Source organism: Halomonas sp. CnH100-B (assembly GCF_024124605.1).
GTDB lineage: Bacteria > Pseudomonadota > Gammaproteobacteria > Pseudomonadales > Halomonadaceae > Vreelandella.
Genome location: NZ_JAMXRX010000004.1, coordinates 126,582 through 149,556, shown reverse-complemented (window position 1 = coordinate 149,556; position 22,975 = coordinate 126,582). Strand labels below are relative to the sequence as shown.

At 57.5% G+C, this 22,975-nt stretch carries 20 protein-coding genes; 8 read left to right on the top strand and 12 right to left on the bottom strand.

Annotated elements, in window-relative coordinates; genetic code table 11:
- The first annotated feature begins 72 nt into the window (after positions 1–72).
- Positions 73–693: a TetR/AcrR family transcriptional regulator gene (locus NH398_RS10330; protein ID WP_253018378.1), complete on the top strand. Its 621-nt coding sequence runs from the start codon at positions 73–75 to the stop codon at positions 691–693.
- A 49-nt stretch (positions 694–742) separates the two neighbouring features.
- On the opposite strand, the gene NH398_RS10325 is transcribed toward NH398_RS10330, so the two are convergent.
- Together NH398_RS10325 and NH398_RS10320 are read right to left on the bottom strand one after the other, a co-directional pair.
- Positions 743–1,612 (bottom strand): PhzF family phenazine biosynthesis protein, encoded by an 870-nt coding sequence (locus tag NH398_RS10325; protein ID WP_253018377.1) that lies wholly within the window; start codon positions 1,610–1,612, stop codon positions 743–745.
- Positions 1,609–1,800: a DUF1127 domain-containing protein gene (locus NH398_RS10320; RefSeq protein ID WP_253018375.1), complete on the bottom strand. Its 192-nt coding sequence runs from the start codon at positions 1,798–1,800 to the stop codon at positions 1,609–1,611. Before NH398_RS10320 ends, NH398_RS10325 begins: the two co-directional genes overlap by 4 nt.
- Before the next feature lie 167 nt (positions 1,801–1,967).
- On the opposite strand from NH398_RS10320, the gene NH398_RS10315 reads away from it, so the two are divergent.
- Entirely contained in the window at positions 1,968–3,410 is a 1,443-nt protein-coding gene (locus NH398_RS10315) for a PLP-dependent aminotransferase family protein (protein WP_253018784.1), read from the top strand.
- A 20-nt stretch (positions 3,411–3,430) separates the two neighbouring features.
- Here the strand turns inward: NH398_RS10315 and NH398_RS10310 are convergent, their stop codons facing one another.
- Together NH398_RS10310 and pcsA are read right to left on the bottom strand one after the other, a co-directional pair.
- A complete protein-coding gene (locus NH398_RS10310; RefSeq protein ID WP_253018373.1) occupies positions 3,431–4,039 on the bottom strand; it encodes a DNA-3-methyladenine glycosylase I in 609 nt (202 codons plus the stop codon).
- Positions 4,040–4,780 carry a phosphatidylcholine synthase gene (gene pcsA / locus NH398_RS10305; RefSeq protein WP_366070416.1) on the bottom strand — a complete coding sequence of 247 codons (741 nt, stop codon included), beginning with the start codon at positions 4,778–4,780 and terminating at the stop codon, positions 4,040–4,042.
- A 169-nt stretch (positions 4,781–4,949) separates the two neighbouring features.
- Between pcsA and NH398_RS10300 the strand changes: the two genes are divergently transcribed.
- Positions 4,950–5,399 (top strand): GNAT family N-acetyltransferase, encoded by a 450-nt coding sequence (locus tag NH398_RS10300; RefSeq protein WP_253018371.1) that lies wholly within the window; start codon positions 4,950–4,952, stop codon positions 5,397–5,399.
- Positions 5,400–5,415: 16 nt separating this feature from the next.
- Here NH398_RS10300 and NH398_RS10295 read toward each other — a convergent pair whose 3' ends face one another.
- Entirely contained in the window at positions 5,416–5,892 is a 477-nt protein-coding gene (locus NH398_RS10295) for a YbaK/EbsC family protein (RefSeq protein WP_253018369.1), read from the bottom strand.
- Between the two features lie 303 nt (positions 5,893–6,195).
- Here NH398_RS10295 and NH398_RS10290 point away from each other — a divergent pair, with 303 nt between their 5' ends.
- From NH398_RS10290 to NH398_RS10280, 3 genes are read left to right on the top strand one after another with little or no spacing between them, the layout of a single operon-like run.
- On the top strand, positions 6,196–7,641 hold the full coding sequence (locus tag NH398_RS10290) for a GGDEF domain-containing protein (protein WP_253018368.1): 1,446 nt from the start codon (positions 6,196–6,198) through the stop codon (positions 7,639–7,641).
- Complete coding sequence (locus tag NH398_RS10285; protein WP_253018367.1) at positions 7,631–8,527, top strand: amino acid ABC transporter substrate-binding protein; 897 nt, start codon at positions 7,631–7,633, stop codon at positions 8,525–8,527. Before NH398_RS10290 ends, NH398_RS10285 begins: the two co-directional genes overlap by 11 nt.
- Positions 8,528–8,538: 11 nt before the next feature.
- Complete coding sequence (locus tag NH398_RS10280; protein ID WP_253018366.1) at positions 8,539–9,417, top strand: amino acid ABC transporter substrate-binding protein; 879 nt, start codon at positions 8,539–8,541, stop codon at positions 9,415–9,417.
- A 33-nt stretch (positions 9,418–9,450) separates the two neighbouring features.
- Here the strand turns inward: NH398_RS10280 and NH398_RS10275 are convergent, their stop codons facing one another.
- The 5 genes from NH398_RS10275 to NH398_RS10255 form a co-directional block, all read right to left on the bottom strand.
- Positions 9,451–10,302, bottom strand: a complete 852-nt coding sequence (locus NH398_RS10275) for an ABC transporter substrate-binding protein (protein ID WP_253018365.1) — start codon at positions 10,300–10,302, stop codon at positions 9,451–9,453.
- Positions 10,303–10,519: 217 nt separating this feature from the next.
- On the bottom strand, positions 10,520–11,863 hold the full coding sequence (gene preA, locus NH398_RS10270; protein WP_253018364.1) for an NAD-dependent dihydropyrimidine dehydrogenase subunit PreA: 1,344 nt from the start codon (positions 11,861–11,863) through the stop codon (positions 10,520–10,522).
- The gene (locus tag NH398_RS10265) at positions 11,860–13,239 is read right to left on the bottom strand and encodes an NAD(P)-dependent oxidoreductase (protein WP_253018363.1); all 1,380 of its coding nucleotides are present in this window, start codon (positions 13,237–13,239) and stop codon (positions 11,860–11,862) included. The genes preA and NH398_RS10265 overlap by 4 nt, the downstream gene beginning before the upstream one ends.
- 53 nt (positions 13,240–13,292) lie before the next feature.
- Entirely contained in the window at positions 13,293–14,732 is a 1,440-nt protein-coding gene (hydA, locus tag NH398_RS10260) for a dihydropyrimidinase (RefSeq protein ID WP_253018362.1), read from the bottom strand.
- A gap of 31 nt (positions 14,733–14,763) precedes the next feature.
- A complete protein-coding gene (locus tag NH398_RS10255; protein ID WP_228219367.1) occupies positions 14,764–15,630 on the bottom strand; it encodes a nitrilase-related carbon-nitrogen hydrolase in 867 nt (288 codons plus the stop codon).
- 613 nt (positions 15,631–16,243) lie between these two features.
- Between NH398_RS10255 and NH398_RS10250 the strand changes: the two genes are divergently transcribed.
- Entirely contained in the window at positions 16,244–17,755 is a 1,512-nt protein-coding gene (locus NH398_RS10250) for an NCS1 family nucleobase:cation symporter-1 (protein ID WP_253018361.1), read from the top strand.
- 63 nt (positions 17,756–17,818) lie between these two features.
- Here NH398_RS10250 and NH398_RS10245 read toward each other — a convergent pair whose 3' ends face one another.
- Positions 17,819–18,727, bottom strand: coding sequence for a LysR family transcriptional regulator (locus NH398_RS10245; RefSeq protein ID WP_253018360.1), 909 nt, complete (start codon positions 18,725–18,727; stop codon positions 17,819–17,821).
- Positions 18,728–18,916: 189 nt separating this feature from the next.
- Between NH398_RS10245 and NH398_RS10240 the strand changes: the two genes are divergently transcribed.
- Positions 18,917–21,967 (top strand): EAL domain-containing protein, encoded by a 3,051-nt coding sequence (locus NH398_RS10240; protein WP_253018782.1) that lies wholly within the window; start codon positions 18,917–18,919, stop codon positions 21,965–21,967.
- On the opposite strand, the gene NH398_RS10235 is transcribed toward NH398_RS10240, so the two are convergent.
- Entirely contained in the window at positions 21,962–22,975 is a 1,014-nt protein-coding gene (locus NH398_RS10235; protein ID WP_253018359.1) for a GTP-binding protein, read from the bottom strand. The genes NH398_RS10240 and NH398_RS10235 overlap by 6 nt on opposite strands.

The window sequence follows — 22,975 nt, the reverse complement described above, 5'->3', positions numbered from 1 at the left end:
GCATCATTGTTGGGCGGTGGTGTATTTTTTGGTGCGTATTATGAGCGGTCAGGGTTGCAAAGGGATACCAGCGTGGCGAGAACACAGGACGAAATTCGGCAAACGAACGTCAAAAAGATCCTTCAGGCGGCGGAGCAGCTGTTTGCCGAAAAAGGCTACGCCGGTGCCTCCATGGGCGACATTGCCCAGTTAGCCGACCTGCCAAAGTCCAATGTGCACTACTATTTCGCCACTAAGAAAGTACTCTATCAAGAGGTATTGCTGGCGCTATTAGAGCTATGGAAGCAGGACGCGCTCTGCTTTGAGCTGTATGAAGACCCCCGAGTGGTGCTCTCCACCTACATTCGCGCCAAGATGAACCACTCCCGCAACCGCGCCCACGGCTCCAAAGTGTGGGCCGCCGAAGTGATGCAAGGTGCCCCGATGCTCAAAGAGCGCCTGCGCGATAACCTTTATGAATGGGCCAAACTGAAAGAGTCGAAAATCCGCGAATGGGTCGATTCCGGCCAAATCAACCCCGTCGAACCTTCCTACCTGCTCTATATGATCTGGGCCTCCACCCAGCACTACGCGGACTTCGACTACCAAATTTCACTGCTGAACGACGACAAACCGCTGGACGACCTACAGTTTGAAAAAGCCGTGCAGTCGGTGACCTCGGTGATTTTAAGAGGCATTGGGCTGACGGCTTGATGAAAGCGAGTGTTGAGTTGGTTGCTACAGCGCTTTAGTGCACGCGTGATCACGCTAGATAAAACGCCCCTCTACCCACCAAGACCGCCTGCCCCCCCACCGTCACAAACCCAGGCGTTATATCACCATTGGCCGCCGTATAAATAACGCTGGGCCGTCCCATTTCAACGCCTTGATGAATCGTGCAGCGCAGCGCTTCGGGCTGGAGCGAAGCTAAGTAGCCGGTTAACGCTGCGGCGGCGCTGCCGGTGGCTGGGTCTTCGCAGAGGCTGTCGTGCATACAGAACATGCGGCTGCGAATCTCGGTCTTTTGTCCCTCTGACTGCTCACTCACGTACAGGTAGATTTGAACCGCACTGCTTGGCATCACGGCACTTGCCCAGAGGGCGGAGGAAATACTGACGCTCTCTAATGCTGCGATATCCGATAGCTCAATCAGGTGAAAGGGCAACCCGAAGGAGGCGATGACTGGGTCGCCCACTACCTGATGGATATCTAACCCCAACAGCTCAACGGTGGTGGGGCGATCGAGGGTGCTGTCTGCCAGCATAACGGCCTTGGATGTTTTGAACGTTGCCCTGCCATTGGCCCATGTGATCGCGAGTTTCCCGATGGGTGGGTGAAGCACCAAGGGTTGCTCTGGTTGGGCGAGTTTTAACGCCGCCAATAGGTGGGCAGTGCCTACCGTAGGGTGGCCTGCAAACGGCAGTTCCCTGGTCGGAGTGAAAATCCGCATGGGGTAGTGTTGTGGCGCTGACTCGGCGCTCAAGAACACTGTTTCCGCCAGATTTAACTCATTGGCCAGCGATTGCATGGTGCGGGTGTCTAGCGCATCTGCATTGAGAAAGACCGCCAGTGGGTTGCCCGCAAAGGGCTGGTCGGTAAAGACATCTAGCAAGTAATACTCGGCGGTGGTCATACATCCCCCTTATTGGAGAGCATCTGTTTCCAAAACGTTTGTTTTCCCTCCTGGCAGGCTTGTTCACGGGTGAGGCCAATATCTTTCAGCAAGTGGTCATCTAGCGTGAGCAGCTGCCGACGGCTGCGGCGGCGCTGTTGGTAGCGGCTTAGCTGGTAACGAAGCTGAGTGAGGCTGAAGCGTGGCATGGCGGCTCTCCGAGCGGTGGGGTGCCTGTTTAGGTTACGCAGCCTGCTGGTGGCAATACAGATATAGGTTTTTTTATTTTTAAGGTACAGATGGGGCGTGTTATACCTCTGTATGGCGAAACGAGATGCCTTCTGTATGGCAGATGAACCGAGCGGGGGTGGGCGTGATGACGCGTTATGAAGAGGTGGCGGCAACGTTACGGGAGCGGATTGAGCACGGGATTTATCGCGTGGGCGACCGGTTACCCTCTATTCGCGCGGTCTGCCAAGAGCTGAATGTGAGTATCTCAACGGCGCAAGAAGCGTACCGCCAACTCATGGACGCCGCACTGATTGAGTCGCGGCCAAAGTCGGGCTACTTCGTGCTGCCGTGTCGTATTCCCTCCGTTTTGCCCTCTGTTTCGCGACCAGCCCAGTGCCCGCTGGATGTCTCCCAGTGGGACCAAGTGCTAGAGCTGGTAGCTACCCAGCGAGACGACAAACGGCTGCTGCTTGGGCGCGGTGTGCCCAATCTTGAGGTGGCGTCGTTAAAGCCATTGTCGAAAATCCTCGCCGGGCTGCACCGTAGTAACGATCTGCACGGCTTTAATTACGACAAACTCAGCGGTAGCCCTGAACTGCGCCAACAGGTGGCGCGCTTGGCGGTGGCATCTGGCTGCCTGCTGCATCCGGATGATGTGCTGATTACCACCGGCTGCCAGGAAGCGCTCTCCATTGCGCTTCGCACGCTCACCCAGCCCGGCGATGTGGTGGCGGTAGATTCGCCCAGCTTCTACGGCACCATGCAGATTCTGAAAGCCAACGGTTTAAAGGCGCTGGAGATTCCCACCGACCCGCAAACCGGTATCAGCCTGGAAGCGTTAGAGCTGGCGCTGGAGCAGTGGCCTATTCGCGCCATTCAGGTAACGCCCACCTATAACAACCCGTTAGGCTATACCATGCCAGAAGCGCGCAAGCGGGCGCTCTATCAGCTTGCCCAACGTTTTGATGTGGCCATTATTGAAGATGATATTTATGGGGATTTGGCATACACCCAACCCAGGCCGCTCACGATAAAATCCTTTGATACCGACGGGCGCGTGCTGCTGTGCAGCGGTTTCTCGAAAACCTTAGGGCCGGGCCTGCGCGTGGGCTGGCTGGCCCCTGGCTGCTACCGGGAAAAGGCGCTGCATATGAAGTACGTCTCCACCGGCGCGTCTGCCACGTTGCCGCAATTGGCCGTGGCGGAGTTTGTCGCCAAGGGCCATTTTGAGCGTCATCTACGCGCTGTTTCCCGCCAGTATCAACGCCAGCGGGATATCATGATTAGCTGGGTGCAGCGCTACTTTCCGAAAGGGTCAGGCATTAGCTACCCGCAAGGGGGCTTTTTACTCTGGGTAGAGCTACCGGCGGATGTCGACTGCGTGCGCCTTAACGAGCGCTTAGCGCAACACGCCATCCATGTGGCGCCGGGGGCGCTGTTCTCTGCATCGGGTAAGTTTCGCCAGTGCTTGCGGTTGAACTACGCGTTTACCTTAACGCCTGCGATGGAAGAAGCGGTGCGCCGGGTGGGTGAGCTAGCGAGTGAGATGCTCAGCGAGGTAGGTGAATGCTCACTCGCTATCAAATAAGAAGCCCCTTTCGCGCCCGCTTATGAAGGCCGCTGAAACGCTGCGCGCGCCTGTTCAACGCGTTCGCGCGTGACGCAGTTCAACGAGTGATCATTGATCAGCCCCATGGCCTGCATAAACGCAAACGCGGTGGTGGGGCCGAAAAACTTCCAGCCGCGCTTTTTAAGATCTTTTGCTAACGCGATAGATTCCGGCGATGTGGTTTGCGTTTGTGGGGCAGGCAGAGAAGCGCTATCCGGTTCATAGCGCCAGAAAAACGCCGCTAGCGAGCCTTCTTGAACCACCATTTCCTGCGCACAACGCGCGTTATTGATGGTGGCTTCGATCTTACCGCGATGACGAATAATGCCCGCATCTTGCAGTAAGCGCTGCACATCCTCTTCGTTAAAACCGGCGACTTTATGGAAATCGAAGTGGTGGAAAGCTGCGCGAAAATTTTCGCGCTTGTTCAAGATCGTGCGCCAGCTTAAGCCTGACTGAAAGCTCTCCAAGCAGAGCTTTTCAAACAGCCGCTGGTCATCGGCAACGGGAAAGCCCCACTCGTGGTCGTGGTAGGGCAGAAACTCCGCTGCTACGCCACACCACTGGCAGCGTGGGTGGCCATCGGGGGCGATAAAGTTGGAGGCCATTTAACGTACCATCTGCCCGCCGAACCACTCTTGAGCCGTGCGCCAAAAGCACATGCCAGCGAAGTAAGCAGAGGTCACGCCTAAGCCCCACAGTGCCCAGGCCGCATGATCAGAATTTGAGAGGATTAACGAGGTTGCGCACACGCACCAAAGCAGCGTCACAGCGATATTGAGCGGCATAAATAGACGCACTCGAAACGGATGCAGAAACTTCATTTTCGTCACGGTCAGCATCGCCAGGACGAGTATCGCGCCAAATGTCAGCAGTGGCGGTAAATCAAGAATGTAAAAATAGGCGGCCGCAATGTTCCAGGCGGCGGGAAAGCCTACGAAGTAATTATCCTGGCTTTTCATATCGACGTTGCAGAAACAGAACATCGACGACAGCAAAATGATAAAAACGGAGATCAGCCCTAAGTAGGGCGGCAATTCAATGAAGTAGTAAATGAACAGGGCGGGGATAAAGGCCCAGGTGAGGTAATCGATCACCATATCCAGCGTGGAACCATCGAAGTGGGGGAGTACGGACTTCACCTCATATTTGCGCGCCAGAGTGCCATCAATGCCGTCGATCATCATCGCTGCCCCGAGCCAGAGCAGGCAGGCCACCGGGTTGTTATCAACCAGCGCTAGCAGCGCCATCGTGCCAAACAGCACGCCGCTGGCGGTGAAGACATGGACACTCCAAGCTTTGTAAATCGGTGCTCGGGATTCAGTTTGAGTAGAGAGTGATTGGACCACGGTAACCCCAGTGGGAACGCGTCGTCCCCTTGCTGTTGGATTGATTAATAAACGTTCAAAAGACGATACACTACTACAAGAAAGCCGTCAGGAAATACGCCGCGTATCCGTTGAGTGCCGCTTTACTCCATTGCCACGATGATTGAGTGAACCACGAGAAAGGTAACGTATGACCCATGTTCGCCCTGCCACTATTCATGATCTCGACGCTTTAACCGAACTGCTAGATGGCTATCGTCAGTTTTATCAACAGCCAAGGGATATCCAAGCAGCGCGTGCTTTTCTGCGCCAGCGCTTTGGGCAAGCGGATTCCCGTATTTTAGTGAGTGAAAACAGTGATGGCGCACTTACGGGGTTTGTTCAACTTTATCCCGGTGTTTCCACCGTCGGTTTGAATTCACGCTGGACGCTGAACGACCTTTTTGTTCTGCCAGAGTGTCGTGAGAAAGGAACAGGCAGGGCGCTCATGGAAGCCGCCACCCAGCTTGCCCGTGAACATGGCGTCGCGCGTTTGATATTGATGACGCAGGTAGAGAATGAGCGCGCCCAGCGGCTGTACGAATCGCTGGGCTGGCAGCGCAATACGGCGTTTTATGGCTATTTACTCGATGTGAAGTAAGTCGCTACATCGTCGCTTAGTGGGTGCTTTCCGGCAACTTACACACGTCCACCCACTGGGCACCGGCCAGCTCGGCCAAGTGCTGGGGGCTTAAACGCACCGCGCTGTTCGGTGATCCCGCCGCGGGCAGCACTTCATCGAATGCGTGTAGGGATTCGTCGCAATAGACGGGGAGATCCGTCGCTAGCCCGAACGGGCATACTCCGCCCACCGGATGGCTGGTCAGTTCCATCACGGTGTCAGCATCGAGCATTTTAGCTTTGCCGCCGAAGGTATCGCGGATTTTGCGGTTATCGATCCGTGCATCGCCACTGGCCACAATCAGCAGCGGTTTCTCGCCTACTTTAAACGCCAATGTTTTCGCAATCTGCCCAGGGGCGACACCGTGAGCCTCGGCGGCGAGCTGTACGGTCGCCGTGCTTGTTTCCAGAACTTCAATGGCCACCTCTGGCGCGTGCTCGGCAAAAAACTGGCGAACGGTCTCGATGCTCATGATGGGCTCCTTGGTAATATGAAGTAGTAACTTAGCGTGTCTTCCGCTAGCTAGCCAAGTGAGGTTGAGATAATTGCTACGAGCGGTTGGCTTAGTTGCGCAAAAGATATGCCAGAAAAACGAAATGACTCATAGATAAAACGTTTAAATAGTGTGCTTATATAGAGGTCATTTGGTGGTAGTTTATTAAACAACTAAAAGCCTGCAGCTGTTGCTGAGAGGTGAGAAATGTCATTTCAAGATGTTGGTCGCTAAACGCACCGATGCAGATGGCTAGAACGCCGATGGAAGGACACATGCTGCATGCAAGAGGTAAAGGCTGACAACGCGCTGAACTCAAAAGCTACGCTTCCTTGGCACCGTACGGTGGTGGGTAAAGTCGCCATCTTCATGCTGTTAGGCGTGATTTTTGCGTATCTCATGGGCGCTATGCTGGGTTTTACCATGGTCGAGCGTAGCGCTCGGGATCAGTGGAGCCGTGAGGCGCAGGTCAATGCGCAGATTGTCAGTGCCACCATCCGACGTATTTATACGTCCGTCGCGGTGCGAACCGACCCAACCGGGCAAGTGACACAGTTGGTGGCGGCACGGCCAATTGGCGATGAAGATTCGGTGCTGAGCACTGGCTTTAGCCCCATCGACGTATTGGCACTGGCCAGCGCCCAAACGCGCCACAACGTTTGGCTCTTTGCATTGACGGATAACGGCCGTCTCGCGCCGGTCGCCGATGCCTTTAACAGCGCCACGGGACACATGCTGTTTCCCACCACCTCTGAGGTAGGTCGCAGCTCCTTAGCCAACGCATTGTATGTGGGGTTTGCCCGTATTGGTGACGAGGAGCACTTCGTCAGTTCCCTGCCCATCATTAGCCCACAAGGCGACCTGCATGGCGTCGTGGTGTCGAGCATTGGCTTGAAGAGTGAGCTGTATCAAGTACACCGTGAGCTGATCTTGAAAGTAGCGGCGTCCTTGGGGGTGGTGCTGCTCGCCACGGCGCTTTTGATCAGTATGTTGATGAACCAGCTGTTTAGACCGGTGCCGCGTTTGATACGTGCACTCACCCATATTGCCCAGAACGAGACGGGGCGCGCCACCCCTTACACGTGGCGTAGTGATGAAATTGGCTGTATGGCACAGGCCATCGAAGCGCTGCGCAAAAAAGTGGAAGAGCGTGAGCAGCTTCTGGAAGTCAAGGAGCAGGCACTACGCTACCAGCACTTGGCGCATCATGACGCCCTGACCAAACTGCCGAATCGCACACAGTTCAATGATGTGCTGCAGGAAGCGGTCACTCAGGTTCCCCACGGGGCGTCCTTCAATGTCATGCTCTTTGATCTCGATCGCTTCAAGGCAGTGAACGATACGTTCGGCCATGCGGCGGGCGATACCTTGCTGGTGGACGCGAGCCAGCGCGTGCAGGCGCTGTTGGAGGAGAGCGATCTCGTCGCTCGGCTGGGTGGAGACGAATTCTCGATCATCCAGTATGCCCACCGCGATGCCTTGGCCGAAGCCAAGCAACTCGCCCGCCAACTGGTCGACGCCCTGCAAAAGCCGTTCTCCATCGATGGCCATGAGGTGCGTATCGGTGTGAGCGTGGGCATTGCGCTGGCGCCACGAGATGGCAACAGCAGCCACTCACTACTCCGTAGCGCCGACGTGGCCCTGTACACTGCGAAAGCCATGGGGCGTGGCCGCTATGCAGTCTTCAACCCTGACATGACCATGGATGCCAAACCGTATGACGGCTAAAACCGGCGTCTGGTTGGCTCTGGCGCTGACGAGTCAGGTCGCCAGCGCTGGGCCTGTTGACGTTGAGGCATCGCCTACTCTGTCGCGAATCGCACAACGTCAAGTCATTACGCTTGGCCACCGCAGCCACGAGATTCCTTTCTCTTACGTGGTCGCTGGGCGGCCCGCTGGCTACTCCGTGGATCTGTGTATGGCAGTGGTAGCAAGCCTACGGCAGCGGCTGGGCGGCATACCGCTCGACGTCCGTTTCGTACCGGTCACCCCCGTCAACCGGTTCATTTTACTGCGCCATGGTGAAATCGACCTCGAGTGTGGTGTGACCACACGCTCGCCGGAGCGTCTCACACAGGCTGCGTTTACCTATCCTCACTTTTATACCGCCACACGCTACGTGGCTCTCGCGGACAACGCGATGCAGACACTGGCGGATCTCGCGGGTCGAAGCGTGGTGTCGACGACGGGAACGATCAACATCGAGCAGCTCAACGCCCTCAACCGCCATCATGACCTGAACCTCGCCGTCATGCTCAGCCGTAGCCACGACGAGGCGTTCGCCATGGTTGCAAACGAGCAGGCCGCTGCGTTCGTGATGGACGAGGTTTTGCTGGCAAGCTTGATCACCAGTGCGGCGTCCCCCGAGCGTTTTCATATTTCAGAAGAAGCGATCAGCGAACCCAAGCCCTACGGCTTGATGATGCCGCTCGAAGATCCGGTATTTGCCGACATGGTTAATGACGCGCTGTATGCCTACTACCAAAGCGGTGCGATTCATGCGCTATACGATCGTTGGTTTCTGCAGCCCATACCGCCTGACAACCGGGTGATTGGCCTACCATTAAGTGCAGAGCTGGCGGCTACGTTCGAGCACCCAGAGGCGGCCGACTAAGGAGGTGAGACATGAAGATCCAAGCGCAGTGGTGGGCAGGGCTCCTCATGGCGGTGTGGTCCGTCGCCTCGGCGGCCGATATCAATACGCTGCAGCGGCTGAATGAGACAGGCACGCTTCGTGTGGGCTATGGCGATACCGCGCCTTTTTCGTATACCGATGACGAGGGCAACGTGTTGGGCTACTCCATCGAGCTATGCCAGCGGGTGGCGGCGCAGTTACAGCAGCAGCTTGGTTTGCCCACCCTCGATATCGAATATGTGTTCAGAACACCCGGTAATCGAGTGCAGCTGCTAAACAGCGGTGACATCGATATCGAATGCAATGCTAGCACCAACAATGCGGAGCGCCGCCGCAGCGCTGAGTTTTCGCTGAGCCATTTCTTTGTGTCCGTGCGCTTTGTGGCACTCAAGGAGAACCAGTTTTTAACGCTTCAGGACTTGGCCGGGAGGAGCGTAAGCGTGGCCAGGGGCACCGTCAATGTCAGCCAAATCAACCAGGCCAACCGCGAACGGCAGCTCAATCTCTCCGTCGTACCGGTGGAAACGTTGCAGGAAGCCTTCGATTTGGTCACCGAGGGCCGTGTGGCAGCGTTCGCCATGGACGATATTTTGCTCAGTACGTTGATAGCGGCAGCGGAGGAGCCGTCGGCGTACTCCCTCTCAGAGGAAGCCATCACTGCTGAAGAGCCGCTGGGCTTGCTCATGCGCGAAGACGATCACGCGTTCGTGGCCCAGGTCAATCAAGCGCTGCGCACCATTTATCGACGGGGAGACATGCAGGTGCTCTACGAGCGCTGGTTCCAACAGCCCTTGCCCGGCAAGGGGATTACGCTCAACGTCCCGATGAGCGATACCCTGGCCCAGCATTTCATGAACCCGCAGGGGTAGGCCGCTCGAAAGCGGCCAAGAGTGCTTGGATGCTTAATCGGCCAACGCGCTCGCCACTTCTTTCACTTGAAGCGCCAAGCTTTGCAAGCCGCCGCCCGAGAGATACCACAGGGCGGGAGTGAGCATCACGACTCTGGGCGCGGCGCCGGCTTCCGCTAGAGTGGCACGCAGCTGATCGGCGTCTGCGGGTTCGTCGCCAATGGCGGCGCTGCGGTCGATCACAAGCACCGCGTCAGGGTCGATCTCGGCAATGGCGTCAGCGGAAAGCGGCGTAAAAGTGCGTTCACCGCGTACTTCGGGAGTAACGCTCTCGGGCATCTCCAGCGCAGTAATGCCCAGCACCTGATGTACCACCGGGTGCTGGTTGAGCATCAGGTTGCCGCCATTGTGCGTGACGACCAGCGTCGTTGGGGCGTCCTGCAGCGCTTCGCGCTGGCGCTCGATCTCGCTGTTCAGCGTTGTGAGCGCCTCTTCGGCTTCGCTTTCTACCGCGAGTTGGCTGGCCAGTTCGCGCACATTGCGCTCGACCGCAGCAAGATACGCCTCGCCTGACACGCTGGCATCGAACAGCGGGGCAATATCGCCTAGCTCTTCGGCCCACTCGGCCTGGCGGCCCGTTTGCACAATCAGCGTGGGGTTGGCGTCTGCCAGCGCTCCCATGTCGGGCGAGCGCAGGCCGCCAATATCGGTGTAGGCATCGGCGGCATACTGCTCAAGGTAGCTCGGCAAGCTGGCTTTGGGCACGCCCACCACGTGCTCACTCGCCCCGAGTGCGTCCAGCGTATCCAGGCTGCCTAAATCAAACGTGGCAATGCGCTGCTCGGCGCTTGCGGCGGCGCTGGCGCTAGCCAGCAGTAGCGCAGTGGCGAAGGTCGTTACTTTCATGGCAGTCCCTTTTTTGAGAAACCTAGCTGTCTTTTGAGAAATACAGCTGTCTTTTGAGAAGTATAGCTATATGCAATAGTTTCTCATCATCGCAGTAAGCTGAGGCATTGTCTCGTTTTGCAAAGGGAACGCCATGTTGCAGAAAATGCGACCGCCTGCGTAGAGGCGGTCGTGGTGGCGCGTAATAGCTACGCGCTAATCATTAAGCACTAAGCGACTAAGAAGCGACGCGGAAGGGGTTGCGCGGGTCGTTATCCCAGGCGAGGAAGGGTTTGCCGGTTTCCTGAGGCACCATGGTGATGCAGTTTTCTACGGGGCAGGTGATTTGGCACAGGTTGCAGCCTACGCACTCGTCTTCGATGACCTCGTAGCGGCGCGCGCCGTTCTGCTCGGTGAGCTTGGCAATCGACTGGTGAGAGGTGTCTTCGCAGGCGATATAGCAGCGGCCACACTCGATGCACAAATCCTGGTTGATATGGGCGATGGTCTTGAAGTTGATATCCAGATGCTTCCAGTCGGTGGTGTGCGGCACCGCCTTGCGGGAAAACGCCTCGATAGAGTCGTAGCCTTTTTCTGCCATCCAGCGGGAGAGGCCGTCTTTCATCTCCTCTACGATCCTAAAACCGTTGAGCATGGCGGCGGTGCACACCTGCACGCTGCCTGCGCCCAGGGCGATAAATTCCGCCGCATCCCGCCAGGTGGAAATCCCGCCGATGCCTGAAATAGGTAGCGTAGGTGTGGCTGGGTCACGGGCAATTTCTGCCACCATGTTCAGGGCGATGGGTTTGACGGCGCTGCCGCAGTAGCCGCCGTGGGTGCTCTGATGGCCTACGGTGGGTTTGGCGACCATGTTGTCCAGGTCGATACTGGTGATCGAGTTGATGGTGTTGATTAGCGAGACCGCATCCGCGCCGCCACGTAGCGCCGCCTGGGCACCCACGCGAATATCGGTAATGTTGGGGGTGAGTTTGACGATCACCGGTTTGGAGTAGTGCTTCTTACACCAGTAGGTGACTTTTTCGATCAGATCCGGGTTTTGGCCCACCGCCGCGCCCATGCCGCGTTCCGGCATGCCGTGAGGGCAGCCCAGGTTGAGCTCAATTCCGTCTGCGCCGGTGGCTTCTACCAGCGGCAAGATGTACGCCCAGGCTTCCTCGTTACAGGGCACCATGATGGAGACGATTAGCGCCCGGTCGGGCCAATCCTTCTTCACCTGGGTAATCTCTTTGAGGTTGATCTCCAAAGAACGGTCGGTAATCAGCTCGATATTGTTAAAGCCGATGACCTCACGGTTTTTGCCATAGTGAGCGGAGTAGCGGGAGGAGACGTTGACTGCCGCAGGCTCTTCGCCAAGGGTTTTCCACACCACGCCGCCCCAGCCCGCTTCATAGGCGCGCACGACGTTGTAGGCTTTGTCGGTGGGCGGGGCAGAGGCCAGCCAGAACGGGTTCGGGGCTTTGATACCGGCAAAATTCACCGATAGATCAACGCCGTTCACCACGCTGTCGCCGCTGTTTTTCTTGCCTGGAAAAGAGAGTGTGTTGAAAGGCGTGGTGTTCATGCGGCCTCCTGCTGGGCGGCGAGCGCTTGATGGATGGCGTGAGCCGCCAGCTTGCCGTGCTGCACGGCTTGTACGGTGAGGTCCTGGCCGGGTTTCACACAGTCGCCCCCGGCGTAAACGTTGGGCAGTGAGGTTTGGAACATCTCATTGACGTGAATGCGCTCGCCGTCGCGGGCAAGCTCCGAGGCAGTGGCGTCGCGTAGGCTTTCGCCCTCGAAGCCTTGGCCGATGGCGGTGAAAACGGCATCCGCCGGAATCTCAAAGGATTCGCCGGTGGGTGTTAATCGCCCCTCTTGATCGCGGGTGTTAGCAAAGCGCATGCCTGCCACCTGCCCTTGCTCATTCAGCAGAATCTCGTCCGGCTGCGCCCAGGTGATCATGCGCACGCCGTTGGCTTTGGCGATCTCCTGTTCATGGTCGGTGGCCGACATCGCCTCAGTGCCACGGCGATACACCAGCGTGACCTCAGCCGCGCCCAGCCGCGCCATTTGCGTGGCCATATCGATCGCGGTGTTACCCGCGCCAATCACGATGCAGCGCTTGGCCACGGCCAAGCTGCCCAGGTCATCGGTCTGGCGCAGGGTTTTAATGTAGTCCACCGCAGGCATCAGGCCCGGTGCATCCTCGCCGGTTAGTCCCAGCGTACGGCTGGCCCCTAGCCCCAAACCCAGGAATACGCTGTCGTACTGCTGGCGCAGGGTGTCGAGGGTAAGGTTGTCGCCCAGGCGCTGGCCGTACTGAAGGTCGATGCCGCCAATATCCAGCAAGAACTCGACTTCTTTACGGGCAAAGTCATCGGTCATTTTGTAGCGGGCGATGCCGTACTCGTTGAGCCCGCCGGGTTTTTTCTCAGCCTCAAAAATCGTCACCTGATGGCCCAGCATCGCCAGGCGATGGGCGCAGGAGAGTCCCGCAGGCCCGGCACCCACCACGGCGATGTGTCGGCCAGTGCTGGCGGCGCGCTTAAACGGGTGGCTCTCAAACTGCATATGATCGGTGGCGTGGCGCTGCAACAGGCCAATAAGCACCGGCTGGCACTCGGCGTCGTGGTTACGCACGCAGCTACGCTCGCAGAGGATTTCGGTGGGGCATACGCGGGCGCAGCTGCCGCCCAGGATATTGGCTTCCAGAATGGTTTCCGCTGCGCCATTAATGTTGTTTTCACTGATTTGGCGGATGAAGCTCGGTATATCAATATCCGACGGGCAGGCCTCGACGCAGGGCGCGTCGAAGCAGTACAGGCAGCGCTGGCTTTCAATGATGGCCTGGCGCGGCGTCAGCGGCGGGTGCAGATCGCTGAAATTATGCGCCAACGTCGCTGGGTCGTAGGTGCCGACCTCTTTTGCGCTGGGCAGATGATCAAGTGAATGGGTCACGGTCGTTTCTCCCTGGTCCTTCTGGACTGTTCTGTTCTTCGTAGGGGCTGGGATTAGCGAGTTACCGCCACGGGGGCATTCAGCTCGGCGCGTTTTGCGAGAAGCTCGAATACGCCGGGGTAGGCGGGGCGTTCTAAGTAGCGCCCTGCGCCGCGCTCGGCGTGCAGCTCGCCATCACGCCATGTCCACTTGCCCTGGCTGATGGTGTGGCGAGCAATGCCGCGCACCGTTTTGCCCTCGAAGATGTTGAAATCGACGTTTTGGTGGTGGGTTTTCGCGGAGATCGTGCGCGTACCGTTCGGGTCCCACACCACGATGTCAGCATCGGAGCCCACTTGGATCGCCCCCTTGCGCGGGTAGAGGTTGAAGATTTTGGCGGTGTTGGTGGAGGTGACCGCGACAAACTCTTGAGGCGATAGCTTGCCGGTATTCACGCCCTCGTCCCACAGCACGGCCAGGCGGTCTTCCACGCCTGCGGTGCCGTTGGGGATCTTGGTGAAGTCATCTTTCCCAGCGGCCTTTTGCTCTTCGCAGAAGCAGCAGTGGTCGGTGGCGGTGGTTTGCAGGTTTCCAGATTGAAGGCCGTGCCACAGCGCTTCCTGATGGCCTTTAGGGCGGAAGGGCGGACTCATCACATGGGCAGCCGCCGTTGCCCAGTCGGGGTTTTGATAAACGCTGTCGTCGATCACTAGATGGCCCGCTAAGCACTCGCCAAATACCGGGTGGCCCTGCTGGCGGGCGTAGGCGATTTCGTCCACCGCGTCCTTGGTGGAAACGTGTACCAAATAAACCGGCGCCCCCAGGGTGCTGGCAATACGAATCGCCCGGCTGGCGGCTTCGCCTTCCACCTGAGGTGGTCGGGAAAGCGGATGCGCTTCTGGCCCGGTCATCCCCTGGGCGAGCAGCTTTTGCTGCATGTGGTAGACCAGCTCGCCGTTTTCCGCGTGTACCGTGGGGATCGCCCCAAGCTCTAAACACCGCGAGAAACTCTCCACCAGGATATCGTCGGTGGCCATGATCGCGCCCTTGTAGGCCATAAAGTGCTTGAAGCTGTTGACCCCATGCTCCCGCACCAGCGTCCCCATCTCTTCTTTGACGCTCTCGTCCCACCAGGTAATCGCCACGTGGAAAGCGAAGTCGGTGGCGGCTTTTTCGGCCCAACCTTGCCAGGTGTTAAACGCTTCCAGCAGCGACTGGCCGGGGCTTGGGATCACAAAGTCGATGATGGTTGTCGTGCCGCCCGCCATGGCCGCGGCGGTGCCGGTGTAGAAATCTTCGCTGGCCACCGCGCCCATAAACGGCATCTGCATATGGGTGTGGGGGTCGATACCGCCGGGCATCACCAATTGGTGGCTGGCATCGACAATCTCGCAGCCTTCCGGCACGTCTAAATCGGTGCCAATGGCGTGGATTTTTCCATCGACGCAGAGCACGTCAGCGCGGTAGGTGTCGGCGTGGGTGACGACGGTGCCGCCCTTGATCAATAAACTCATGGTTCACTCCTGGGGTAATTGACTGAGGGGCCTATTCGCCGTCGGTTAAGCGGGTGTAGGTTTCCGGGCGGCGGTCACGGAAGAACTGCCAGTTGTTGCGCACCTCGCGCACCATGTCTAAGTCGATCTCGTGTACCAGCAGCTCGTCTTCGGTTTCGCTGGCCTGGGCTTCGATCTTGCCGCGTGGGTTGACGATGTAGCTGGAGCCGTAAAAATCGCCGATATTCCAAGGCGCTTCGCTGCCCACACGGTTGATGGCGGCGATAAAACAGCCGTTAGCGGCGGCCGAGGCGGGCTGTTCAAGCTCCCATAAATATTGAGATAGCCCGGCCACAGTCGCGGAGGGGTTGAAGATGATTTCGGCACCGTTAAGGGCCAGTGCTCGCCAGCCTTCAGGGAAGTGACGGTCGTAGCAGATGTACACGCCGATCTTGCCGTAGGCGGTATCGAACACCGGCCAGTTGGATTGGCCCGGCTTAAAGAAGAATTTTTCCCAAAAGCCAGCCACTTGGGGAATGTGTGTTTTGTGGTATTTGCCCAGATAGCTACCGTCAGCGTCGAATACCGCTGCCGTGTTGTAGTAAACGCCGGTCTCGGTCTCTTCATAGATAGGGACGATGATCACCATGCGGTGCTCAGCCGCGAGCTTCTGCATCATCTGGCAGGTGGGGCCTTCCGGCACCCGCTCGGCAGCGGCGTACCATTTGCTGTCCTGGCTGGGGCAAAAGTAGGGTTGATTAAACACTTCCTGGAAGCACAGCACCTGCACGCCTTGTTCAGCGGCTTGTTTTATCAGCGGCAGATGCGCTTCGTTCATCGCGTCTCGAATAGCGGCGGGTTCCAAATCGGTACTGGTTTTTAGGCCCATTTGAATCAGGCCGATTTTCATCTTCTGCATACAAAGCCCTCTCGTGTCATACGCGCTCACCGCATTGGCTAGCGCATCACGGCAAGTTAAAAACACTAATCGCTAATATTTGTGAGTGTGATGACGGTCACTTGGCGTGTGGTGACACTGGCATAAAGCCGAGTGTTTATTGTTGTTTTTAAAAGTTGTCATATTTGACAGCTTTTTGAACATAGTCCTCTGTGTGGTCACTTTTCAAGATTTTTTTATCTAATGATGAGTGTGCTTTCAAGTTATTGATTTTATATGTTTTTGTTTTTTGTTAAGCCTGTTTTTCCTGATTTGGTGAATGCATGCACATGTTTGGTGATTTTTTTATATTTTTAAAAATCAATAGTTTGATAATTTTTTATAGGGTTTTAAACGATTTTTTTGTATCTTTTTGGTGCGTTATTTTTTTAACCAACTAAGGTTTTTAGTGGTCTTACGTCGCATTCAAAAAACACAATAACAAGTGAGGGCGCGGTGACTGCCTATCTGTCGATTAAGTCAGCTTTTTGCTCAATAAGTTAACTGTCATGCGGTGTGTTTAGGCATGCTTATTGCTGCAACGAAAGCTGAACCCGTGAATGCGGTCGGCAATGTCGCTGCTGAGGAGAATAAAATGACAGGCTCAAGAACCCAGATGGTAGACAGAGAGGGGCTAATTGAACTCCACGTTGAGGACGATGTTCGTTCGAGTCCTCGTTTCAATGAAGATATTGCGCCTACTCAGGCAAGTGAGCGCACGTGGAGCAAGTGGAACATTGCAGCGCTGTGGGTAGGAATGTCGATTTGTGTACCCACCTATACGCTGGGCGGGGTGTTAACCGCTTATTTTGGCTTAAGCGTGGGGGAGGCGCTCTTTGCCATCTTGCTAGCCAACGTGATCGTACTGATTCCACTGACGCTGAATGCTTTTCCCGGTACTAAGTTCGGTATTCCTTTTCCGGTGGTATTGCGCTCATCCTTCGGTATTTTGGGCTCGAATGTGCCGTGCCTAGTACGTGCGCTGGTGGGCTGCGGCTGGTTCGGTATTCAAACCATGTTTGGCGGCTTGGCCATTCACCTGCTGTTGTCGGAGCTGATTCCCGCCTGGGCAGCCCTAGGGGGCGTGGGGGAAGTGATTGGCTTTTTTGTTTTCGGCGCTATGAACCTCTATGTAGTGATCCGGGGCGCGGAGTCGATTAAGTGGCTGGAGACGCTGGCGGCTCCTTTGCTCTTAGCCGTGGGTATTGGGCTTATGATGTGGGCATGGCCGAATATGTCGATGACCGAGCTATTGGCACAGCCGCCGTCGCGCCCTGAAGGGGCCTCGGTGTACGGCTATTTTTTTGCAGGTTTAACGGCCATGGTGGGATTTTGGGCCACGCTATCTCTGAACATTCCCGATTTTAGCCGCTTTGCCAAAAGCCAAAAAGATCAAATTGTAGGGCAAATTATTGGCCTGCCGCTCACGATGTTTTTCTTTGCTGCGTTGGGGGTGGTGCTGACCGCTGCGTCGGAAAATCTCGTAGGGCAAACGGTTGCCGACCCCGTACGTTTGATTGGCTACATCGATAGCCCCTTCTGGGTCATCATGGCCATGCTGCTGATTATCATCGCGACTATTTCCACCAACACTGCTTCCAATATCGTGTCGCCAACGAATGACTTCCAAAATATTGCGCCGAAGTTGATTAACCAAACGCGTGGCGTGCTCATGACCGGTGCGGTCGGTGTGCTGCTGATGGGTTATGACTTGTTGCAAAAAGCCGGCGTCATCGCCCCCGGCGTTTCTCTTGAACAAATGTACTCCAACTGGCTATTAGGCTACTCCAGCCTGTTGGGTCCTATCGCTGGCATTATGGCGGTGGATTACTTCCTGATTAAAAAGCAGCGTTTGGATGTGCCTAGCCTGTATATGAATCACCATGCTTATCCCGCCGTCAATATGGCCGGTTTTATCGCCTTTGGGGTTCCGGTTGCGTTAACGCTGCTTTCGCTGCTAACCGGCACCATGAACTGGTTTTATGACTACGGCTGGTTTACGGGCTCCGCGTTGGGAGCAGTCGTCTATTACCTCGCCAGCCAAGCGCTCGCGACGTCGCCCCAGGCAGGGCCTGTGCCTCTGGCGGCAAGTGAGATCGTTAAGTAGGCCGTCATCCTATTAACGGCTGACCCACACCGTAACGCCCGGCGCTCCGCCGGGCGTTACGCTTTATGGCTCGCGCTGTTTAATAAACCCCAAAAATGCATCCACCACGCGATTCGGGCGACGGTCGTGGCGGGTGACTAACACAAAGGGAATACGGTAGTGCTGGGTGGTCGGGTGCAGGGCGCGCATTTTGCCTGCCGCTACCCACTGCGCGGCCACATGCTCGGGTAGGAAGCCGATGAAGCGCCCGGTGAGGATGAGAAACGCCGCGCCTTCTCGATCGGATGCCGAGGCCTGTAGGTTGAGGGCTTCATGAGCCTGACGTGCGGTATCGGGAAGCGGGTAGCGCGGTCGGATGGCGGGGTAGCGGGTAAGGTGGTCTGAGGTCGATGCGTCGTCGGGCAGGCTGAACAGCGGGTGATCAGCGGAGCAGTACAAGTACGAGGGCTCGTCGTAGAGTAAACGCGTTGCTAGGCTGGTGGGCAGGTTCACGGCAGGCACCACACCCACGTGCAGGTGGCCATCCATTACGCCGCGAATCACCGCGTCGGAGGGCTCCATGTGAATATGCACCGTGACCTCGTGGTTCGGCGCCGTCAATGCGGCCAGGGCATGGGTCACGTTCATGGCGGGCAGCGTGACCAAGTTATCGGTAATGCCGATATTCAGCTCGCCTTTGATGGTGTGATGCAGCGCGTTCACATCGCTTTTGAACGTCTCCAGCGCCGTGAGCAGCGTCAGCCCGGCTTGGTAAATCTCTTTGCCCTCTTCTGTCAGGTTGAAGCCACCGCGCCCCCGCTGGCAAAGCGAAAACCCCAAACGGCTTTCCAGATCGCTCATGTGCTGACTGATGGCCGAACGGCTAATGCCTAGCGTGGTCTCCGCTGCGGTAAACCCTCCACACTCCACCACCGTCTTAAAAATACGTACCAAGCGTATGTCGTAGTCGCTCATTTGGCCCAGTGCTGCCATAACTACCTCTTCTTGATAAAAAGGGCGTTTATTGCGGTAACGGATTTGCTAAAAATTGATATACATCAAAAAAGCGACGCGCCACTATCGAGTAATGCCATCTTGATGTCGCGGTGGTGTATCTTCCACTGTTCTTTTTTACACTGTATCAGGTGCGCCTGCGGGATGCCTGAATAAGGTCGACGTGTGATGTTTCCTTCTCGCAGTGACTCAACGGCCCGCGATGTGCCCGTGTTACCCAGGTATCGACGTTTGCAGCGTCGCGCCATAGCCCTCTTCCTGGTAGCGCTGTGCGTGATGGTATCGCTGTTCGGCTGGCTGCTGACCGGCCAGTACCAGCAGGAGATCCGTGCAGCAGAAGCGCGGGCAACGGCTCGCTCCAATGTGATGACCGAATGGGCGAAAGGGATCTTTGGCCAGAGCGGTCAAGCGCTCTTTACCTTGGCTCAGCATGTCGAGACCCGAGGGTTCGAGAGTGCTGAAGGGATGGCCGATATCCAGCGCTCCGTCGAAGCCTTGACCCGCTACATGCCGCTGATTAACGAGCTGGGCATTCTCAACGCTCAGGGGCGTGTGTGGATCAGCAGCAGTGATAATCGCCATGCCGGTATCGATATCAGCCATACTGCCTTTTTTCGCTCGTTTCAGCAGGGGGAGCAGCGCGAACTCGTGACCCCGCTCTACTGGTCGGAGGAGGACGCGCAGTTTTATCTTTATCACGCCCGCCGGATCAGCGGTGAGAACGACCGCTTCGAAGGCATTGTGGTCGCGCGCTTGGTACCGCAAACCCTTATGGACGCCCTCCAGCAAATGCGCGTTTACGATGGCGAAAGCATGAGCTTGGTAGATGGCACCTTGAAACTGATTGCCCGTCATCCGGCGCCTGCGCAGCCCGCCGTGGTGGGAACGCAGATCGACGATCCGGCCACTCAGCAGTGGCTGACCACCCAGCAAGCCTCCCAAACCTTTACCGCCCGCTCGCCGCTGGACGGGCGCGAGCGCCTGTTCCATATGCAGCGGGTGGGCCGTTATCCCGTGCTAGTGGTGGTCGGGGTCGATGTGCAGCGCCAGCTTGCCGGATGGCGTCAGCGTGGCCTGGTGCTGACGGTGGTAATGGCCGTCATGGTGCTACTGGGCGCTTGGGGTGGGCGCCACTACTTGAACCGGCTGGGGCTGTCGTATCGGCTGCAATCCCGAGAAGCGCGTCTGGACGCGTTGATCAACTCGCTGCAGGATTTGATTTTCGTCTTTGATGGCAAGGGGCGGTTTCGCTTTATCCATGCCATCGAGAAAGACAAACTGCTGTTGGGAAGCCAGCAAGCGCTGGGTCGTCACTACCAAGAAGTGCTGCCTGCTGCATTGGCCGCGACGTTCGACACCGTGTTTCATCAAGTCCAGCGCTCGGGCCAAGTGGCGACGTTCGAGTACCCGCTGATGCTCGGCCAGCAGCAGCGCTATTTTCACGCGACGGTGAGCCCGTTAGCTAGCAATACTCATCACGTTGAAGGAGTCCTATCCGTGACCCGCGATATTACCGAGGCGAAGCAAGCCGAAGTCGAGCTGCAAATTGCTGCTGCTGCCTTTCAGGCGCACTTGGGCATTATGGTGACCGACGCGCGGGGTAATATTTTGAAAGTGAACGATACCTTTAAGCGCATTACCGGTTACAGCGATGAAGAAGTGGTGGGCAAAAACCCGCGCATGTTTAGTTCGGGCCATCACAACGCCGCGTTTTATCGTCGGTTATGGCGTAGCGTATTGGCCACGGGGAACTGGGAAGGGGAGATCTGGAATCAGCGCAAGAACGGCGAGCTGTTTCCCGAGTGGCTGACCATCAGCGCGGTGTACGGTGCGACGGGCGAACTGACCCACTATGTGGCCACCATGAGCGATATTAGCGAGCGTAAGGCCGCCGAGCAGGAGATTCACCAGCTCGCGTTCTACGACCCGCTCACCGGGTTTGCCAACCGGCGGCTGTTCATGGACCGTGTGGGCACGGCGCTCAAAGAGCTGAATCGCCACCAGCGCTGCGGCGCGCTCCTGCTGATCGATATCGATAACTTCAACCATGTGAACGATACTCTGGGACACCATGCGGGAGACCAGCTGCTGCAGTGTGTGGCGCGCCGATTCGGTCAGATGCTGCGCGACACCGATACCCTGGCCCGGCTGGGCAGCGACGAGTTTGCCGTGTTGATCGAAGGTGTGGATGGCAGCCCCCGCCAGACCCAAACGCTGGCGGAACACATTGCCCGGAAGCTATTGGCAGCACTGGATGAACCCGTGGCCATTGGCGAAGAGAGCGCCGTGGTGACCGCCAGTGTGGGCATTACCATTGTCTCGGATAGCCAGCGTAGTGCCGATGACTACCTGCAGCAGGTGGATATGGCACTTTCTCAGGCCAAGATGAGCGGTCGTCACGCGCTGCGTTTCTTCGATCCCTCCATGCAGGCATCGCTGCTGGCCAAAGTGAAGCTGGAAGCGGAGCTGCGTCAGGCGCTGGAGAACGACCAGTGGCGGCTCCACTATCAGCCTCAGGTAGATCGTCACGGCACGTTGACGGGTGTGGAAGCGCTGCTGCGGTGGCAGCACCCCGAGCGCGGCATGGTCTCTCCGGGTGAGTTTATTCCGCTCCTGGAGAGCACCGGGCTCATCAACGACGTGGGCGAATGGGTATTGGAAGAGGCCTGCCAGCAGCTTGCCCGCTGGGCACCTTCCCCGCTGCTCAGCCAGCTGACGATCTCGGTCAATATCAGCCCGCTGCAGTTTCGTGAAGCGGACTTTCTGGCCCGTCTCGAGCAGGTGTTTCAGCGCACCCAAGCGCCGCTGGCCCAGCTTAAGCTCGAAGTCACCGAGTCGCTGTTCGTGGAAGCCCGCGACGATGCTCGGGATAAGATGCTCAGCTTGAAAGCGCTGGGCGTGCGCTTCTCATTGGATGACTTCGGCACCGGCTACTCGTCGCTGGCGTACTTGGCGCAGCTGCCGCTGGATCAGCTGAAAATCGACCAGTCCTTCGTGCAGCAGGTGCTCGAGAGCAAGGCCAACGCTGCTATCGTAGAGAGTACCATTGCCCTCGCGAAGAGCTTGAACCTGGATATCATTGCCGAAGGCGTCGAAGCGCCGGCCCAGCAGGCGTGGCTGATGGCCCACGGCTGCCACGCCTTTCAGGGCTATCTGTTTGGCCGTCCGGCCCCGGTCGGTAAGATCGAGGCGATGGTGTCAGCGCACTCCCGCTCATGAACGGGCCAGCTGCGCATGCAGTGACGCGATGAGTGCATGGTGCTCGATGGCGTCGGGGGTAATGATCTCGAGCCGTGAGTCCTGCCGCCAGGCGCTGCTCGTCACGCTGAGCGCGCCGTCTGCGCGGTTGAGCCGCTTCCAGCCGTCGGTGGTGTGGAACACCCCTTTCACTCGCGCCGTAGCGGGCAGCTCGCCAACACAATGGGCGAGATGGTCGAGGTCGAATCGCTCGGTAGGGTGCCAACGCAGGCCCGTACTGGTGTAACCCAGGGCGCTGGCAGTGTGTTGCTCCGGCTCGCCGGGTGGCGGCGGAAAATCGAAAAAAGTGCCTTCCAGACTAGGCGCTGCGGCCAGGGCTCGGTGCGCTTCAGGCATCGCGGGTTGATCTTGTTGACGCGCTTGGCCGCTGCCCAATAACAGTGCCACGGGGAGGCCGCCCTGATCGACCGTATGCACCCACTTTGGGGTTGGCCATAGCGCGCCGACAAATTGCTGCGCTCGTTGATGCTGCGCCGTACTTGCCTGGTCGCCCATGGTGATGGCGATGGCATCGGCCATGTGGAGCTGGTCCTGAAACGTGTCGTGCTCGCGCACGCGGGCTTCATCCAATCGGCGAGGGTCGAGCGTGGCGATGATATCCTGCACCGCCACCACGTCTTGAAACGCCTCGCCGCGCAATAAATCTAATAACCCCGCCGGATGGCCAAGGCCCGATGGCTCGATAATCACCCGGTCGGGTTTACTGCGCGCCAATAAATTGACCAGCGCCGCCTGAAGCACGAACGCTAGCTGGCAGCATAGGCAGCCGCCGGGCAAGCCTTTCACCACCACATCATCGCGGGTATCGAACATGGCCTGATCAATGCCGATCTGGCCAAATTCGTTGACCAGAATGGCCCATTTCTCATCCACAGGCTTTTGCTCGATCAGGCTGTGGATAAGCGTGGTTTTGCCGCTACCTAAAAAGCCGGTGACGATGTGAACGGGAACGCGCGAAGCGGCTGCCAA